This is a genomic window from Bacteroides sp. 44_46, from assembly GCF_001915465.1.
Taxonomy (GTDB): Bacteria; Bacteroidota; Bacteroidia; order Bacteroidales; family Bacteroidaceae; genus Bacteroides; species Bacteroides clarus.
This window is the reverse complement of record NZ_MNQO01000020.1, coordinates 412,060-430,687: the sequence shown is the minus strand read 5'-3', so window position 1 is coordinate 430,687 and position 18,628 is coordinate 412,060. Positions and strand designations below refer to the sequence as shown.

Below are 18,628 nucleotides of genomic sequence, written 5' to 3'. Positions count from 1 at the left end.
TATAATTGAAATGCTAAAAGAAAATATAGATTACATGCATTTTGTATCTCCATATACCACAACCAATCGTATTAAACGGATGCTATGGGAGGTATGTTGGACTCTATTGGCTCGTCCTTTTCCTAAAAGTACACTAATGCCTTGGAAGCGTTTTTTGCTTCGTATGTTTGGGGCGAAAATTGCAAGTACGGTAAATGTGTATGCTTCTGCAAAAATCTTTATGCCTTGGAATTTGGAAATGAAAGATTATGCTTGTATAGCATCGGGGGTAGACTGTTATAATGCAGCTCCGATAACTATTGGTGTAAATGCTACTGTTTCACAGAGGGCTTATCTCTGCACAGCTTCACATAATATATCTTCATCTCGGCATGAACAAATAGAAAAACCTATTATCATAGAAGATAGGGTATGGGTAGCGGCAGAAGCCTTTATTGCTCCGGGAATCATCATAGGAGAAGGAGCTGTAGTCGGTGCAAGAGCCGCTGTTTTTAAAGATGTGGAACCATGGATGGTAGTCGGTGGCAATCCGGCAATGTATATTAAAACAAGAAAAATAGCTGATAACACTTGATATGGAAAATGTTTTCGTGACACACCGGCTGTTAATCGTATTTTAGAATATAGAGTTGGAGGAAAATTTATTTATTTTATTTCAGCTTTGACATTGGAGATTTATATGGTGCAATATGCTATTTTTACAGATAAACTTAATGGTATATTCCCATTTAATATCTTAATAATTTACATAATCATATTTATTGCTGCATATTTATTGAAATGTGCTTCTCATCTATTTTCACAGATATTTGGAAACGAACCTTTTGATAGAAAAGGGATATATCAGGTCTAATAATTATATTATGAATAATACTATTTCCGCTATTATCCTTACTTATAATGAAGAAAAGCATATAGCTCGTTGCATCAACTCTTTAAGAGGTATTTGTGAAGAAATCTTTGTTATTGATTCTTTCAGCCAAGACCGGACACTAGAAATTGCAAAGCAGTTAGGAGCCAAAGTTTATCAAAATCCTTGGAAAAATTATGCAACTCAATTTAATTGGGGAGTGATGAACTGTCCGATAACTTCCGAATGGATATGGCGTATTGATGCCGATGAGTTTCTGGAAGGAAATTTAGGTCAGGCAATGAAATATACATTAGCTGAATGTAGTAGTGAAGTCAATGGAGTATACGTGCGTAAACGCATTGATTTCATGGGAAAGCCCTTGCTTCATGGCGGTTGGTATCCATCCTATCATTTGAAAGTTTTCCGTAGAGGTCATGGTGAGTGTGAAAACCGTTGGATGGATGAGCATATTCGTATTTTTGATGGAATAACTATTACTGTAGAAGAAGGCAATCAAGTGGATGCCAATCTGAATGACCTTACTTGGTGGACGGAGAAACATAACGGATATGCCACTCGTGAAATGGTGGATATGCTGATGATGGAGTATGGAATGGATGATAAAGGCAAAGAAGTGCAAGCTAAATTTTGGGGGACAGAGGAGCAGCGTAAACGCTGGCTTAAAATGAAATACATCAAAGCTCCTCTCTTCCTACGTCCTTTCATCAACTTCTTTATTCGATACATTCTGAAAGCTGGGTTTCTTGATGGCAAACAAGGTTTCATCTGGCATTTTTTGCAAGGTTTCTGGTATCGTTTTCTAGTAGATGCTAAGATTTATGAAATCAAAAAACAGTTTGACTTTGACAGTGAAAAAGTGAGAAGATATTTGAAAGAAAACTATTTCAAAGATTAAATATCCCATTTATGAATCAATATTTCAGTGAAAAGATAAAAGTAGTATCTTTCTTTTCTATAATCTTGGTCTTATATATTCATTCCGGTTTCCATGATTATCCCCATGAAATAGCAGGAATGCAATTCAATTTCTTGCTGCAAGATATTATATCGGGGGAAATAGGACGGTGCGCAGTGCCTATGTTTTATATGATATCCGGTTATTTGTTCTTTTTGAATGTGGAGAGTATCAATGATGTTTATCATAAGATGCGAAAAAGGGTGCATACTCTTTTAATTCCTTATGTGGTAGCATGCTTGTTCTTCCCATTATTTTATCTGCTTTTAGAAGTTGTTCCTGGAACTAAACAGTTTGTCAATAGTGCTTCTTTCTCAGAACAACTACAACAACCGATAGCAGATATTCTATGTTCTCTTTTTTATAAAGTAAAAGACGGCGGTTCTCCTTATGCTTTTCACCTTTGGTTTTTGCGGGATTTGATTCTGTTGGTTTGTATTTCTCCTATTTTGTATTATCTGCGTAAGCATATACATAAGGGATTGATTGTTGGGTGCTTATTTTTACTGACCTTAACAGAAATCAGACAATATGTTCCTGTTTTTGCAGCATTTTGGTTTATGGTAGGAGATGCTTTACTAATTGATTTGAAAAAGCATAAATCAATAATTATCTTATTCTTATTCCTTGGTTTTTCTATAGCGGAATTAAGTTATGATAGTGTGGCTTGGCGATGGTTGAATATACCGATTACGGCGTTAGGAGTTATAGGCTTATGGAATTTATATGATTGTTTGGTAGGAGTGAATTTCAAGTTGAAGGAACATTCTTTACTGAAAATGGTATGCGGTTTTACTTTTTTCATTTATCTGTTCCATGAACCTACTCTGAATATTGTTAGAAAATTACAGGTTGTTATATTGGGAAATTCTTCTTTTGGTTTTGCGGTTGCATATTTATTATCACCTTGGTTGTTTATCTTGATAGCAATACCGATAGCTGTATTACTGAAAAGATGGTTACCACGATTCTATATGCTTTTAGTAGGTAGTAGGAATTGAATGACTTTGTAAATAATTTGTTAGGTGAAATATGATATCAAGTGTAACTAAAATCATTGATAAGATAGGTGAAATATTCACAGTCTTTGATTTCTCTTATATCGTTTCGGGCATAGCTTCGTTCTCCATTATTTGTTATGGGTTATGGCAGAATGATTTATTAGGTAGCCTTGGTAGCACTTCGTTGAATGTGATTGCTGCTATTATTTTTACTTATTTATGTGGTTTACTTTCGTTTACTATTGGTAAGACTATTAGAGCGACAGTCATAATGTATAGGCGGAAGCATTATGTGCTATTGGTGAAAGTGGAAGAAACAAGATTCATGACCTGCTTTAAAGAAGCGGTAAGGTATGCTAATAAAAAAGAGAAAATTTTGGCAGATTATACTGACGAAGATGATTGTAAAATGTATTATACGGAAATGTGGACCTACTTGCGGGAATGTGAAAATGCCGCTGCTACGATGGCATTTATCAATAAATATTGGGTAATGCAGGCGGTTTATGAAGGGCTGATAGCATCTTCCTTGATAGGATTGATAGTAGGATTCATATTGTATCAAGGTGGGTTCGGTCTTGTTTGTATCCTGCTTTTTTTAGCTTCAGGTTTTGCCTGTTGCTTTTGTTGCCACGAGGGAACCCGTTATGCGGAAGTACAAATAAAGGAAATTGTAATAGCATATAGATACTTTAAATTAAAAGAATAATATTATGGGAGAACAGAATGAAAAAAAGATGTATGATCATAGCTTTATTTTAGGAGAAGAGACTCGGCCTAAAATAGAAATTTTTACTCAAGAAGATAGCGACATAACAGTAAAGAATTCTATCTTTTACAAACAATATCGTCAGATCTTGTCTGCCATTGCTGAGCATCTCTTGCTTTGTAAGGAAGGAGAGAAGCAGGATGCCATTTATTCTTCTTGGGAATTTCCCAATAATATATTTGTTTTTGCAGGAGAAAGAGGTTCGGGTAAAACTTCGTGTATGTTGACAGCGAGGGAACTACTGTGTATGCAGAAACGGGATCATAAGGTTGTGCTTGATGATTTGTTTGAAATTGAAGATAGTGTAAAGAAAAACCAAGATAAAGCAAAAATAAAGGAAAAGGAGATAGATATTTATAAAGATATTTTGAAAGATATTTTGAAAGAAACTTCTTTTTATAGATGTGAGGTGATTGATCCGCTCTTCTTTGACAGTAACCATAATATCTTGGAATTGTTTATTGGGACTTTGTTCCGTGATTTGATGAAAAAGGAAGAAAAGGAACCACAATATAGACATGACAGGAAGTTGCTTTTGTCCCGTTTTGCAGAGATTAGACGGATATTTCCATTGTTGGGAAAAAAACTTGAATTTTCTGAATTTGGCGACCTTGAGCAATTGAAAGATCTGAGTGCATCCCTTGAATTGAAAGAAGTTCTTAGAGAGCTGGTACGGGACTATCTGGAATATGTTTATAAAGATACGAATGGCAAATTGGTGTTGTGCATTGACGATATAGATTTGGATATGAAAGATGGTTATGGATTAGTGGAGTGCATTCGTCGTTATCTCAATATGCCAGAGTTGATTATTTTGATGGCGGTTAAGCTGGAGCAGTTGGGGAATGTGATTCGGATTAAATATACAAAAGATTTTCGTCCATTGCTTGAGAGAGAGGAAAAATATATTGAAAATAAGACTGTTAAAGGGGATGATAATTATAATGAGGTGGTGAATCATATAGTAGAACGGTATATTACCAAACTGCTTCCTCTAAACCAACGTATTATAATGCCTTCTGTAAAGGATTTATTTGACAAAGATATTCAGGTTTGCCGTAAGCAAGGAGGGAAAGTAAGGAAAGTCAACATACTCTCTCCGATGAAAAACGGTATATTGGAGGAAATCTACAAAAAGACCCGTTTGTTATTTTATAATACAAAATCGCAAGTCAATTATATCATTCCCTATAATTTACGTGAGTTTTGTAACTTGCTGCATTTGCTGTATAATCTGGATGACGTGGAAAGTCATGAGGGAGCATTACCCAATCTTATTCCTTTTAAGGAATATTTCTATGGAGTATGGTGTACGAATAATTTGGATAAAGGCGGACTCTCAATTATACAAAAGCTGCGGGATATACAGGATTATGGGCTTATCAATCAGACGGTAATAAAGCATTTGAAACGGAGGTTTGAAGTCTTAAGGAATATAGAAATCAGTAATGACCCTAAAGATGCTGCAAAAGATAAAAAAGAGACCAAAGAAAGTAGATTGAGTGATAGCAGTATGAAAGAGTTGCAGAATATTCTTGATGAAGAGAATATGATGTATAATATATCATTGGGAGATGTACTGGCATGTTTGGATTGGCTGGGTAAAGTTTCATACCAAGAAGACGATCGGAAACTTTTCTTTGCTATGAAAACATTTTATACTTTTTCTTTATATGAGACTTTCCGGAAAAGAGAGGAGATAGCAGAAGAAAAGAAAAAATTGACTCAAAAGGAAGTTATAAATAAGGAGATATTGACTAATAATGAGATTGTCTATGGAGATATTGTTAATGGTAATTTTTTGAATTCTGAGTATTTGAATGTAGCTCCTTATGAGAAGATAGATAAGGATAAGGGAAGTGTTTCAAGATGTAGAAGAGTTATTGATAATGAAGCAATAAGTGATTTGATTAAGTACATTTCTGGTAGGGAACCCAAAACGGATATTTGTAGTAAAATTGTTAAAGAGAATTTTAAAGAAGAACTTCTAAGAAAGATTGTAGAGTTCTTTTTACTTACAACCTCTTTTGTGGTGGAGTCTAAGGAAAAAGAAAGCAACAGTTCTTTTTCTCAATATAGGAAACGTAATGAAGTGTACTATGAAAAGAATATAGCTCAATCCCGTAAATATATTTGTTTTGATGTACTTTCCATATTTTATAATTTGGTGAATGTAGCTCAAAGCTATGGCCGTTTTGATAAATTAGTTTTGGAAAATAGTCGTGAGGTAAAAGCAAATGAGGAAAAAGAGCTAAATAAAGAACAGGATGCAGAACAGGGGCAAATAAAAGAACAAGAGCAAAGACAAGAGGGAGAACAGGTAGAGGAGCAGGAACAAAAACAGCAACAGAGTGGAGAACAAGAACAGAATTTAAATGAGGGGCAGCAACCTATTGAAGCTCAGAATTCTGGTGAAGTAGAAAAGGTAGATGAAAATCCAAAGAAAGATGAAGAAGATAGCGAACTGGAAAAGAGTGCAAAGCAGAAATTTAAAGATGAGATGTTGTCAAATAAAGCTAAATATCCGTTATATTTAGCAATGTTAGACTACATTATAGGTAATGAGCCTTTACAAGCATCTGCTAACGAGAAGCGTGATCATGAGTGGGCTAATAAGAGACTTGTTTATAAAGTGAGTTTAAGAAACATTGATTTGTTGGAGCAGATTTCTTATCGACTTCAGCGTCAAAGACCTGATAAAAGTGGTGATACTGTAAGACTATTCAAAAAAATGTTTGACAATCTTGCTGAGATTGAAATCTCAACTTATAGGAATGGACAAGGATTACAAGCTAATATAAAATATGAATTCTTCGGTGTTATTCGTGATTTTATGGCAGAGCTATTAAGTCCTGGAAATGAGGAGTATAAGGCGATTTTTGATAAAATATATGCAGACTCTTAAAGACAATATCCCTTCTTGAGAATCAATAAAAGCAATAATATAGATTTTATTTAATAAGTCATGGATAATATTCGTGCGGTTATCGATACTTTGTTCTCTCAAATAAACAGTGCGGAGATCCTACATCACAAAAAAGACTGGGATGCCACTTTAGGAGTGACGGAGGATATGTTTTGCAGCAAGTTTATGATAGAGAACAAATGCTATACGATAGACCAGGTAAGGGAATTATATTATTTGCTGAGGTCGGATTGGATATCCTTTCCTACAGAGTGCTTGGAGTATAGACAGCCCGACTTCTTCTATGTGTTATTGCATTTCAGTCAAAAGGTACTGATTGAAAAAGATTTTCAGCCATGTTGCAGATTTCAGGAGTTATTGAGATGGCGCATGCTCACTTATAAGTTGGGGGAGGATTTGTTTACGACTTCCTATTTGGCTTTTAATAATTTCAATGCCAATATAAAACGGGATTCTTTTTTCTGGCCTGTGGTATTGATGCAAGATAATCCTTCCATTGCTCACATTTTGCGGAAAGGTGTGTGTGACCTGCATTTTCATCTGCGGGGTTCTTCCTTGAATTATGAATTGAATTGGCTCTCTTTGATGAATGATATGTCTGGTCGGCAGGCAGAGTTTGAAAAATTAAAGAAATGTCTTTCGCATAAAACAATTACGACAGATAATGAAAAGTGGGAAACAGCTCATTTGACTACTATAAAAGCGTATGCCATCCGCTATTATTTGTTTATGAGAATTACAAATAAAAAAAAGGCGGAAGCTTTTTTTCCGGTACTGTTAGTGATTTTACAATGCGAGGATGAGATGGCTATCCAAACAGTAGGGGCTATTATGGAAGTAAATGGCCTGATAGATAGTTATAAATTTACGGAAGGAAGCAAGTTGGAAATCGGCGATAAATCTTTTTATCCGGATTATGCGATTTTGGACAGTTTCGGAACTGTGGAACGTTGGAATCTTGCAGAGAAAATCTTATCGGGAGAACGTTGTCTTTTGTATAATATGTTCTATTTCATCTTTTCAGGAAATGCTTCCGCCGAAGATAAATGGTTATTTTACGCTTATTTATTACAGAAAGGACAAATTAGGAGAGAACTGATACAACTGAATGAAAAGGCGGGATTTAGTAACTTTTCCGATTATGAACGACGTAAGGAGATATTTATAGAAGGACGTTGGGGATATCAGGAACTCATACCGAAACTGGCGGTAGATATGGCTTTTTCCAAAGAGTATCTTAAGTATTTGGAATGTCGGATTACCCCTAAGGATACCAGTTCCCAGCTGATTCATTCTATTGAGCTACTTGAACGGCAGATTAACAGACGGTTGCCAGGAGAGAGAACAAGTGAAGAGAATAGAGAAAAGCAAAAGAAAGGTAGGAAGCATTATTACATACTGCATTTTATTAAACAACGTGATGCCGAATCGGACAATAGGTTGAATTCTTTGATCGAGTACCCGTGTGTGATGGTAGATTATAGGCATTATGGATTTCGTCGGAAAATAAAAAAACAGGGAGAGGCCATACTGGAAACGGTGAGAGAGAGACCGCGTATGGCAGAATTGATTGTAGGAGTGGATGCTGCTAACTCTGAATTGTATTGTCGTCCGGAAGTGTTCGGACCGGTTTATCGTTATATGAAATGTTTCTGTAATTATAGTCCGGATTTTCATGAGTTGGGATATGACCATTATAAAGGACTCCGTTCCTTGAATTTTACTTATCATGTCGGTGAGGACTTTTGGGATATTACGGATGGATTGCGAGCTATAGACGAGGCGGTGTTATTTTTGAATTTGAAGGCCGGAGATCGTATCGGACATGCTTTGGCTTTGGGAATTGATGTGGATTTATATTATAAACATCGTAATCATCGGGTGGTCATGTCTAAGCAGAATATGCTGGACAATGCGGCTTGGCTCCATCACAAGGCACGTGAATTGGGGATACAGCTTTCTGTTAATGTCGCTTTAGAACTGGAAAATATTTTTGAGAACTTTTATGATGAAATTTATTTAGGAAAAAAGGAGCGGGAAGGAGAAAATATATTTGTTGAAGATGAATTGTTGGATCCTGGCAGAAACCTTACTACTTATTACTATTCATGGCTGTTGCGTGGAGATGATCCTGCATATTACCTAAACCCGATAAGTCAACTTACTGAATATCAATATCACACTTGGTGGGAAATTACAGCCTTGAATACATTGACTGCTGATATGGCTCATGTGAGAAAGGACAAGATTGCTGTATGGTTATATCATTATTATCATTATGACAGCGGTGTTCGGCGAAGAGGAGAGGAAAGATGCGAAATATGTTTGTCATCGGAAATCATAGGCTTGATAAAGAAAGTGCAGCATGCCATGCGCAAGGAGATTGCTTCAAGGTATATAAGTGTTGAAGCCAATATCACTTCCAATCATCTGATTGGGAGTTTTAAACATTATGCGCAACACCCCATTACACAATTGTACCGCTTGGGATTACCCTCAATAGGTGAAGAAGAACTGTGTCCGCAAGTATCGGTTTCTGTCAATACGGACGACCGGGGTATTTTTGATACTTCCATCGAAGATGAATATGCCCTCTTGGCATTGGCTCTTGAAAAAGAAAGAGATTTGGAAGGAAAAAAGCGATATGCACCGAAGGAAGTTTATGAATGGTTGAACAATATTCGTAGACAAGGGTTTGAACAACAGTTCCGTAAACATAATGGAAGCAAATATGAATAGTGTAAGAGTAGGTGTAGGCGGGGTATTGCAAGACAACAAAGGCAGGCTTTTTTTGTTGAAAAGGAAGAAAGCGCCGGAAGTCGGCTGCTGGTCGATTCCGGGTGGGGCGGTGGAATATGGTGAGACAGTAGAGGAAGCGATAATTCGTGAATTTGGTGAAGAAACGGGACTTGCGGATTGTACAGCCAGGTTTATAGGGTACACTGACTATATCCTGCCTTCGGAAAATGCTCATTGGTGTTCTTTGTTTTTCGCTATGCATAGCTGTAATACAGAATGGGCAGTGAACCGGGAACCGGATAAGCATGAAAAAATCGGTTGGTTTGCTTGGGATGACTTGCCGGAAAACTTGTCACAAAATACGCAGAGAGCTTTAAATATATATAGAAAATGGTACGAAGAAAATTGTCCGTGATAGCAAAAGGTCGTCATTTTGACCATTGCTATATCTGTCATCGTCCATTAAAAAAGGAAGAAATTCCTTTTTCAATGTGCTCCGAATGTTATGCTGCCAATCAACGTAAGTTACAACAACTTCAGTGTAGGGACACTACTATGGCAGGAATGATGGTGCTGGTTACGGGAGCGCGCATAAAGATTGGGTATCAAGTCGGATTGTCCTTGTTGCGTAAAGGGGCAACGGTACTTATAACCACTCGTTTTCCTGCAAATGCAGCGGAAAAGTATAGTAAGGAAAATGACTTTGCGGAATGGTCCGATCGTCTGTTGATTTATGGGATAGACTTTCGGGACATTAGGAAAGTGGAAGAAATGATTGCTTGGATGAATGCAAAGCTTCCTTATTTGAATATTATTATTAATAATGCTGCTCAAACTATTGCACGTCCGGAAGAATATTACCGGCACTTGAGAGATTTGGAAAAGCATGAAAACCATAGATTGTCTCCCGTTCAGGGTAAATTGTTGCGGTATTATTTGGAACAGAAGCAAAACTGTGGGAATATTGAGAGGACTTTTATGCCGGATAAAGTCGATGAAGATGGTTTTTTGGAAGATTTGAGAACGCATAACAGTTGGATATCAAAAGCTTGGGATGTGTCGCTTAGAGAGTTTTTGGAAGTACAGTTAGTCAATGTGACAGCACCTTTCTTGCTCTGTTCGCGGTTGGTGGGATTATTGAAGAAAGCCCCTGTTAAAGAAAAATTCATAGTAAATGTTTCTGCAATGGAAGGTTGTTTTTCCAAAAAAAATAAAAATCCGTTTCATCCTCATACCAATATGGCCAAAGCTGCTTTGAATATGCTTACCAGAACTGTTGCAGAGGACTATCTGCGTTTGGGAATTTATGTGAATAGTGTTGATACCGGGTGGATTACGGATGAAAACCCTTATCCGATAGCAAAGAGAAATTTGGAAAGTGGTTTTACGCCCCCTCTTACTGTAGCTGACGGAGCGGCAAGAGTGTGCGATCCTTTTCTCTCTTATTTTTATTCCGGTAAAAAGGAGTTTTTGAAGTCCGGATTGTTTTTGAAAGATTATCATGGGATAAAATGGTAGTGGTTTTTCAGATGAATTTGTACTCTTCCTTTGCATCAAAGCAAGGACACGCTTTCTTGATATTCGGACTGACCTGATAATGCCCCAGTATCTTTGCCTGCGGATAATCTGCCTTCAATTGCCGTAGCAGGTCCAGCAACGAGCACTTTTGTGCATACGTACGTGTATCGGCGGGCACGCCTTTTTCCGAGAGCCCGCCCTCATAGCAAATGCCGATGCTTTTGTCGTTCCAGCCGGTGACATGTGCCCCGATTTGATGTGCGGGGCGGCAGATATGCACCTTGCCCTCGCGGGTAATGTAGAAATGATAACCTATACTGGCAAAACCGCGTGACAGATGGCTGCGGTGCAAGGCATCGAGCGGAAAGTCACGATTACAGCGTGTGGCGCTGCAATGAACTATCAGGAGGCGAACCTCCCGATAGTTTTGATAGAAACTGCCTGATTTCATACGTCTATTTGGTACAGGCGCTTAAACCGAATATACCAGCCAACGTGGTGCTGATGGCGATAACTACTTTGAGGATAACTCCCCAGATTGATTTTGATTCTTTCTTCATGATAATTGTTGATTTGAAATTTTAAATGTGATGATAAAAGGGAAATAGGCCCGTATGACGGTTTTATCCTAACGGATTTTCTTCCTCTTCACCGGAGCCGCCGCTATTGCCGCCACCACCTGTGGAACCGCCGCCGGAAGTGTCTTTTCCCGAAATATCTACCATTGTCTCCCCGGCCTTTTGGGCTTTGAGCACGGCACGGGCTGCCGCGCGTGTCGGCACAGGGGTGAAGCCCATACCTGCAAAGATGTTTCTTAAATCTTCACCGGGCACAAACTGAATGTTGACCCCGGTGATGTTGGCTGCGGTGAATTTCTCGGCTGTTTCAGCTCCGCGGCTGGTGATTTGAAGACGGAACTTTCCCAGTTCTCCGAAATCCACCTGTTCTCCTGCACGCAGACTGTCTATCATGTTGTCCACGGTAGCAATCAGCACGGCAGATACATCGGCGCGGCTCACGGTGGTTTGACCGGCCACGAGGCGGCTCAGCTCTTTCAGCGTCAGTTCCTGACTGATTTGTGCCTTTGCATAGGCTTTTTTAGCTTCACCCGGTTTCATGGGGTTGGAAAGCATGGAAATACTGTAATTTAATGCCATAAAATAAATTATTAATTGGTTACGAAGCAAAGATACAACCTGCGGTAAGGGCGAAAATGAATATGGCGGAAAGAGCGTGAGCGGATAGGAAATAAGATGAAAAACAAGGACGGAAAGTGATGGTTGTGTAAGAATATTTTTGTAACTTTATACTCTAAAAATCAAAAAGTTATGGACATGAAAACAACTATGGATACAGAGAGAACGGCTTTAGAGAAATGTTGGGAAATCAAACCTTATTCCAAGCAGGAACTGGCGCAGGCCTATGCTCCCGATATAGCGCCGACATCGGCGCTGAACCGCTTGGCACGCTGGATTAAACTGAACAAGGCACTCAGCGAGGCTTTACAAAATGCGGGATATTACTCCCGTCAGCACGTATTTACTTCATGGCAGGTAGAACTGATTTTTGCACATTTGGGCAGGCCTTGAAGCGGGGACCGGCATTAGTAGTCTCGTGAACGGATGAGACTACTCTCACAGGGCTCCGAGGATAGTCTCGACAGGCAGTGAAAGTAGTCTCGATTTTGTCACCTTGACACCTTTGACACTTATATATGGAAGTTTTAGATATAATGGTTTGTTAATAAATGCATGATGGTGAAAACGGATTTTATATATATAAATTCTGCATACGACTTTAAAAAGTAAGTGTCAAAGGTGTCAAGGTGTCATTTGTTACGGTTGCTCGGCTGCGGTTGAAGAGTCGCTGCCGTAGCGGGCGGCGGCGCATTGATTGCGATAGATTTCTTCGGCATTGTATTCCACAGCTCTGTATCCTCGCTGACCGCCGCAACGGATGTTCTCAAACCCCAGTTGCTTCATGATGATGCCGATTTTAGTGGAGCTGAGCGGATGCTTGATAAGAGCGTTGATACGATTCAGGATATGGGCTGTAGTGATGAAAATGCCGTTTTCTCCGGGCAGCGGCCGGCGGAAATGGGTTAATATCAGCTCTTTCTCCAGATTGGGAGTCTCAAAATTCCGGTTATGCTCATTTAGTACGTCTATTTCTTCCCGATTGAACCAATACCGGAAGCCGCTTTTCCAAAGGGCGAATGCCTGGCTGTATATCCCTTCATAGTTGAAAGGATAGAGATTGGGGTCTTTAATCTCCTCTACCTCAAAGGGCAGCCAACGACGATTGCCGGTGGGGTCGTTCAGAAACTGAATGTTATTGCCTGTACCGCAAAAACTGGCGATGTGCGTGCGGTGTTCTTTGTTGCGTCCGTAAGCGGCGCGTTCATTGATGCCTTTCATGGTGACTAATGCCTTGAGCTGACTAAGTTCGGCAGGGCGCATCTCGTCGATTTCTTCCAGGCAGATTAACACGAATTCGGTCAGTGTAAACTGGTCGTCTTTGGTGATGCGGCCGCTGTTCATCTTGGTATAGAAATAACGTTGCAGTTCGGGCGGCAGCAGATGGTTGAACCAAGTGGTTTTGTAGCTGCCTTGCGGACCGATGAGCACCAGTATTTCATGATTGACAGAATGCTCCTCGAACAAGGTCGGGAGAATATTGACAAACCATTTCCGAAAATAGTGCTTGAAGCGCTGCTGATCTCCTTTGACACGGACGGTGTCGGCCAGTTCTCCAATATAGTCGGTTATGCCGTCCCATGGCTTCAGGTTGAATAGAAATTCCCGGAACGGATTGAACTGAAGCACGTATTCGGAGTGCAGCACATTATAAATATCGTTCAGACGGACACGGCTGATTTCTTTGTTCATGCGGCTCCACAGCGTGTTGACGTCTCGGTCGGTGAGCGAGGTATATGCAGGCTTGCCGGAAAAGTCGTCAAGGGTTTTGAAGGCCACTTCGCATTGCCGTGTGATGATATTCTGCCGGAAAAGGGCCTGTGAGGCCAGAAACTTTTCTATTTCTGCTACATTGGCGTATCCCTCTTCTTCGGATGGGGCGGAGCCGTTTCCTGTCAGCGGGCGTGTGTTGTGCTCGTCGGTGTGGCGGTAGCATGAGCGGATGATGCCTGCCGCATCGCCGTCGTAGTCGGCAAACTGCCGGGCGGCCCATTCCTCGGTTTCCTGCAGGGGGATGCCGTAGGTGTTGAGCAGATATCCCATTCGCATGATGTACTCGTTACGGTGATGGGCTTCGTAGGCGATACCCTCTTTTTTCAGAATACGTCCGGCGGCTGTCAGAGCTTTCTTCAATAATCGTTTTCCGGCAGGTTTTGCATTGCCGGGCGTGCGTTTCTGAGGGATAGCGATGTGGAACGGTGTTGCGTCGGGATTAAAATAGACACCGGTATCATGGGCGAGTCCGCTCAGGCGGGTGGCATTTTTGCATTTCAAGTCGCATGTACATCCCGTGAGGTCGGCATAATAACGGTTCCCTTGTTCAAAAGCCTTCTTGTAAAGTTTTATGTTTTGTTCGGTATCGTCGGTCAAGCCGTCTATCGGGAAAATGATGCGGATGCCCCTGCCGCTTATGGTAGTATAGCAAAGGAGAGTGTGAGGACTGCCGGTAATCTGTTCTCTTATTTCCGGCAGTTTCTCCGTGGGTACATTGTCTATGTCTACAATGCCCAAAGAAGTCCAGCTTTGGATATGGGCTTGCTGCTTGCCGCCCGCAAAAGTGACGGCAACGGCAAAGCAGGGGCATGAGGACTTTTCGCGGGCAGCTGCAGACAGGCTTCCTTGCTCATGGTAGTAACGGTATTTCTCTGTATGGTCGCGTACGGACGGGTCGTTCTGAATCAGATTGATTATACCTTGTAGGGTGATGGTGTCCGGTACGGTATCCGGATAGCCTTTGAAAAGGCTGAGTTGAAGTTCTTTCATATAAAATTATTTCGTTGATAAATGAGAGCCTGCATCCTTTGGGGCAGGTTCTAAAAAGTGTCGAAGTTCACAATATTTTTTTGTTGCAACAAAATTTCATGACCGTCATGGCGGTCATGAACCGTACGTGATTTAACATTCTTAATAAATTTAAACTAAATGAAGAAAAGCAAGCAAGCTGCGGATTTCGGGCCTAACCTGGAATTGGGAGACCTTTTGGAACTATTTCGCTATAGCTATATGGTGGGTGGTAAGTTTTTGACTATAAATGAGGTATGCAAAATGGCCTCTATGAGTACCCGCACTTACTATAAGGTAAAAAAGGGGTTAGCGTAGATATAAACCAGTATTACCGTATTCTACGTATCTACGTGCATGCCGCGGACAAAGAGGAACGATGGCATTTAATACGGAATGTGTTCGATAGATTGGAAAATGATTACTTCAATAATGTGTAAAGGAGCGCGTTGTTTTATTATTAAATGAAAGTATCCATTATCACTTCCTGCTTTAACAGAGAGGCGACCATAGGGCAGGCCATAGAAAGTGTGTTGTCGCAAGACTATCCGGATATAGAATATATCGTTGTGGACGGGGCAAGCAAAGACGGCTCTTTGCAAGTGATAAACCGATATAAGGACCGGATTACCAGAATTATTTCGGAGCCCGATAAAGGTATGTACGAGGGCATCAATAAAGGAGTGCAGGCCGCAACCGGAGATATCATAGGGCTGTTGCACTCGGATGATTTTCTGTTCGACAGGCATGTCATTTCGGATATTGTGCGAAAATTCAGTGAAACAGGAGCCGAACTGGTATATGGCAACGGATTGTTCGTAGATTTTGAGCACACGGACAGGCCCGTGCGCGACTGGATTAGCGGGAACTATCGGAAATGGAAAGTGAAATGCGGCTGGCTGCCGCTGCATCCTACGGTGTACATCCGGCGCGAGGTGATGGGCCGGTGGGGATTGTATAACGAGAACTATAAGATAGCGGCGGACACGGACCTGCTGGTGAGGTATCTGTATGAGGCGGATTTGCGTGTGGAGTATCTGAACAAGTACATCGTGAGGATGCGTATGGGCGGTTTGTCCACCGACAGTGCCAGACGGAAGCAGATGTGGAAGGAAGATGTGGGCATATACAGGGCGCACGGTTTTCCGGGAGTACCTGCAAAGCTGATGAAGATGAGCTGGAAAGTACCGCAGTTTATCGGAGCAAGGATTAAACGGATTGGTGCGGGAAGGTAAATACCAGGGATATGGAAAATATGGGGCGTGATGAGGAACTTTTCTTCCACTTTCTGAGACTGGGATTGTGGGGAGAGGAGCCGGATGAACCCGGATATGACATGACCGGACTGACACGGGATGATTGGTGCCGGATATACGATATGGGGCATCGGCAGGCAGTGTCGGGCATTGTGACGGACGGCATCGCGCATTGTGGCGTGCGTCCGGACGGAGAGTTGTGGGGGCAGTGGATTGCACAGTTGATATATATGGAACGGATGAACAGCCGCATAGCCAATGAGGGCTCTTTCTGGCTGGAAAGTCTGGAAGAGGCAGGCATAGAGGCGGAGGTCTTTAAAGGGCCGTCGGTGGCGCATTGGTACAATAGGCCGATGTATCGCAGCTATGGCGATTTGGATATTGTAGTGCATGCGGGCTGGGAGAGATTGGAAGAGGTGCTGCAAAAGTGGAAATTGCCTTATCGGGTGGAGCACGAAGATGTTGTGCTCCGGAACAGGGGAGTGTTCGTTGAATTCCATCGGCAGCGGGAATATCTGTATAATCCGGTGGTGCATAACAGGCTGACGCAGCTGTTGCATGCGGATAAAGAGGGGTATGAGCTGTATCTTGCCTGTCTGATTCTCCATTTACGCCGCCATGTGCTGACCTACGGAATTGGGTTGAAGCAGGTGTGTGATGTGGCGGTGATGCTGCGCAATGCCTCGCTCGATAGGAAAAAACTGGTGGGGATACTGCGTGAGCTGAATATGATAAGGTTCAGCAGGGTGCTTTTCGGCTTTATCGATGTCTATATCAAGGGCGTCAGGGAGTTTCCGCTACGACCTTTGCATGACAGGAATATGCAGTTATTGCGAAATATCATCTGGCGAGACGGCTATCTGTTGAAAATGGAGCGGGAGCAGTGCAGTGAGAACAAACGAACAGTTGCCGGCAGGGTGATGGGGAACGGATTCTTTTGGCTGAAACGCTGTTCCTTACTGTTTGGCCTGATGCCCGACGAAGCTTGCTGTTTCCCTTTCTATATGGTGTGGAGAAGGCTGAAAGGCAGTTCCGTGAAGTCTGTGAATGCCGCCTTATAGACAATTTATCACATACTGGTGACCGAATGTCTATTTGCTTACCCGTTTTTTCTCTTTTTTTGCAGCTTGATAAAAAGAAACAAGCAGATAACGAAGAATGGTAAGAATACAATCATATAGTAAACTGATAAAGGCTACGGTAATTATTGGAGACACTTTATTATGTGGCGTTATCTTTGAATTGTTCTGCTTCTTTCTGGCAGGTACGCATTGGGAGAAAATACTGAGCGCTCCGAAAGCTCAGATTATACTGACCTTGTTGCTGTGCTACGTGCTGTGTAGCATGAAGAGGTCGGTTATTCTGTATAAAAGAAAGGTGTATGCTTATCAGATTGTAACGCTTGTATTCCTTAACGTATTCTACTTTGCCGTTTTGTCCGGGGCGATTCTTGCCATAGGGCAGTATATGGATGTGTGGTCTTATTTCTTTTTGGGCTATATCGTCGTACTGTTTGTCTGTATCGTGTCTTTCAGATTGCTTTTGCGTTTTTTCATCAAGAATTCCCGTCTGAAAGGTAATAACCTGCATTCGGTGGTATTGGTGGGCAGTACGGAGAATAATCTGCAATTGTATTATGAATTGACGGCACAGCCTTGGTCGGGATATAAAGTTGTGGGGTATTTCGATTATCAGCCCAATCCGGCTTTTCCTGAGGAGTGTACATATTTGGGCAAGCCGCAGGAGGTCGTCGGATTTCTGAAGAAACGTACTTATATACGCAGTCTTTTCTGCTGCTTGTCTTCGGAGCATAAGGATGTCATTGTGCCGATGATTAATTATTGCGAGAATAATCTGGTACATTTTTACAGTGTGCCCGATGTGCATAATTATTTGCAGAATCAGATGTATCTTAATATGGTGGGCACTGTGCCTTATCTGAGCCTGCGGCAGGAACCGCTGAACCAATTAGGCAACAAGGTGCTTAAAAGAGGGTTTGACATTGTGTTCTCGCTTGTGTTCCTATGTACTTTGTTTCCTATTATTTATGTAGTGGTGGCCATTGTGACGTGGTGTACCATGCCGGGGCCCGTATTCTTTAAACAGAAAAGGAACGGACTGAATGACAAGGAGTTTTATTGCTATAAGTTCAGGAGTATGAAAGTGAACAGTGATGCCGACCGGATGCAGGCCACCAAAGGGGATGCCCGCGTGACGCGTTGGGGAAGCATACTGCGCAAGACGAACCTTGACGAGACGCCGCAATTTGTCAATGTGTTGTTGGGGGATATGAGTATTGTGGGGCCCCGCCCTCATATGTTGAAGCATACGGAAGAGTATTCGCAACTGATAAATAAATACATGGTGCGGCATTTTGTGAAGCCCGGCATTACGGGGTGGAGCCAGGTGTCCGGTTTTCGTGGCGAGACGAAACAGTTGAGTGATATGGAAAACCGCATCAAGAATGATATATGGTACATCGAGCATTGGAGTTTCGGGCTGGATGTATATATCATTTATAAAACGGTTGCCAACATTGTTCATGGTGAAAAAAACGCTTATTAGACGGAAAAGACAAATAACAATAATTAATATATTCAATACTAAGAGAAA

The 18,628-nt window shown here is 41.3% G+C and carries 16 protein-coding genes; 12 read left to right on the top strand and 4 right to left on the bottom strand.

All coding sequences use genetic code 11. From position 1 onward, the window contains the following. Positions 1 to 10 precede the first annotated feature (10 nt). The 8 genes from BHV73_RS14375 to BHV73_RS14340 all read left to right on the top strand — a co-directional run bounded on the left by BHV73_RS14375 (position 11) and on the right by BHV73_RS14340 (position 10,782). Positions 11 to 574, top strand: a complete 564-nt coding sequence (locus BHV73_RS14375; RefSeq protein WP_239419884.1) for an LbetaH domain-containing protein — start codon at positions 11 to 13, stop codon at positions 572 to 574. A 289-nt stretch (positions 575 to 863) separates the two neighbouring features. Further along, positions 864 to 1,769, top strand: a complete 906-nt coding sequence (locus BHV73_RS14370) for a glycosyltransferase family 2 protein (protein ID WP_087413462.1) — start codon at positions 864 to 866, stop codon at positions 1,767 to 1,769. Between the two features lie 11 nt (positions 1,770 to 1,780). Beyond that, complete coding sequence (locus BHV73_RS14365; protein WP_087413461.1) at positions 1,781 to 2,830, top strand: acyltransferase family protein; 1,050 nt, start codon at positions 1,781 to 1,783, stop codon at positions 2,828 to 2,830. A 31-nt stretch (positions 2,831 to 2,861) separates the two neighbouring features. Further along, complete coding sequence (locus tag BHV73_RS14360; protein WP_087413460.1) at positions 2,862 to 3,539, top strand: hypothetical protein; 678 nt, start codon at positions 2,862 to 2,864, stop codon at positions 3,537 to 3,539. Between the two features lie 4 nt (positions 3,540 to 3,543). After that, positions 3,544 to 6,504: a hypothetical protein gene (locus BHV73_RS14355; protein WP_087413459.1), complete on the top strand. Its 2,961-nt coding sequence runs from the start codon at positions 3,544 to 3,546 to the stop codon at positions 6,502 to 6,504. 60 nt (positions 6,505 to 6,564) lie between these two features. Then, entirely contained in the window at positions 6,565 to 9,264 is a 2,700-nt protein-coding gene (locus BHV73_RS14350; protein WP_087413458.1) for an amidohydrolase family protein, read from the top strand. Then, on the top strand, positions 9,257 to 9,679 hold the full coding sequence (locus BHV73_RS14345; RefSeq protein ID WP_162609580.1) for an NUDIX domain-containing protein: 423 nt from the start codon (positions 9,257 to 9,259) through the stop codon (positions 9,677 to 9,679). Before BHV73_RS14350 ends, BHV73_RS14345 begins: the two co-directional genes overlap by 8 nt. Continuing rightward, positions 9,655 to 10,782, top strand: a complete 1,128-nt coding sequence (locus tag BHV73_RS14340; protein ID WP_087413456.1) for an SDR family oxidoreductase — start codon at positions 9,655 to 9,657, stop codon at positions 10,780 to 10,782. The genes BHV73_RS14345 and BHV73_RS14340 overlap by 25 nt, the downstream gene beginning before the upstream one ends. Positions 10,783 to 10,789: 7 nt before the next feature. Here BHV73_RS14340 and BHV73_RS14335 read toward each other — a convergent pair whose 3' ends face one another. The 3 genes from BHV73_RS14335 to BHV73_RS14325 form a co-directional block, all read right to left on the bottom strand. Next, positions 10,790 to 11,233, bottom strand: coding sequence for an N-acetylmuramoyl-L-alanine amidase (locus BHV73_RS14335; RefSeq protein ID WP_087413455.1), 444 nt, complete (start codon positions 11,231 to 11,233; stop codon positions 10,790 to 10,792). A gap of 4 nt (positions 11,234 to 11,237) precedes the next feature. Further along, positions 11,238 to 11,342 (bottom strand): smalltalk protein, encoded by a 105-nt coding sequence (locus BHV73_RS14330; protein ID WP_022219745.1) that lies wholly within the window; start codon positions 11,340 to 11,342, stop codon positions 11,238 to 11,240. A gap of 63 nt (positions 11,343 to 11,405) precedes the next feature. Further along, on the bottom strand, positions 11,406 to 11,939 hold the full coding sequence (locus BHV73_RS14325; RefSeq protein WP_022219746.1) for an HU family DNA-binding protein: 534 nt from the start codon (positions 11,937 to 11,939) through the stop codon (positions 11,406 to 11,408). A 189-nt stretch (positions 11,940 to 12,128) separates the two neighbouring features. On the opposite strand from BHV73_RS14325, the gene BHV73_RS14320 reads away from it, so the two are divergent. Then, a complete protein-coding gene (locus BHV73_RS14320; RefSeq protein ID WP_087413486.1) occupies positions 12,129 to 12,371 on the top strand; it encodes a DUF4248 domain-containing protein in 243 nt (80 codons plus the stop codon). A gap of 246 nt (positions 12,372 to 12,617) precedes the next feature. Here the strand turns inward: BHV73_RS14320 and BHV73_RS14315 are convergent, their stop codons facing one another. Then, positions 12,618 to 14,741: a VapE domain-containing protein gene (locus BHV73_RS14315; RefSeq protein ID WP_286738660.1), complete on the bottom strand. Its 2,124-nt coding sequence runs from the start codon at positions 14,739 to 14,741 to the stop codon at positions 12,618 to 12,620. Between the two features lie 482 nt (positions 14,742 to 15,223). Between BHV73_RS14315 and BHV73_RS14310 the strand changes: the two genes are divergently transcribed. The 3 genes from BHV73_RS14310 (at position 15,224) to BHV73_RS14300 (ending at position 18,580) form a co-directional block, all read left to right on the top strand. Continuing rightward, positions 15,224 to 15,994, top strand: a complete 771-nt coding sequence (locus tag BHV73_RS14310) for a glycosyltransferase family 2 protein (protein WP_087413454.1) — start codon at positions 15,224 to 15,226, stop codon at positions 15,992 to 15,994. Between the two features lie 11 nt (positions 15,995 to 16,005). After that, complete coding sequence (locus BHV73_RS14305) at positions 16,006 to 17,076, top strand: nucleotidyltransferase family protein (protein ID WP_087413453.1); 1,071 nt, start codon at positions 16,006 to 16,008, stop codon at positions 17,074 to 17,076. 97 nt (positions 17,077 to 17,173) lie between these two features. Next, the gene (locus tag BHV73_RS14300) at positions 17,174 to 18,580 is read left to right on the top strand and encodes an undecaprenyl-phosphate glucose phosphotransferase (protein ID WP_087413452.1); all 1,407 of its coding nucleotides are present in this window, start codon (positions 17,174 to 17,176) and stop codon (positions 18,578 to 18,580) included. The last annotated feature ends 48 nt before the right edge of the window (positions 18,581 to 18,628 follow it).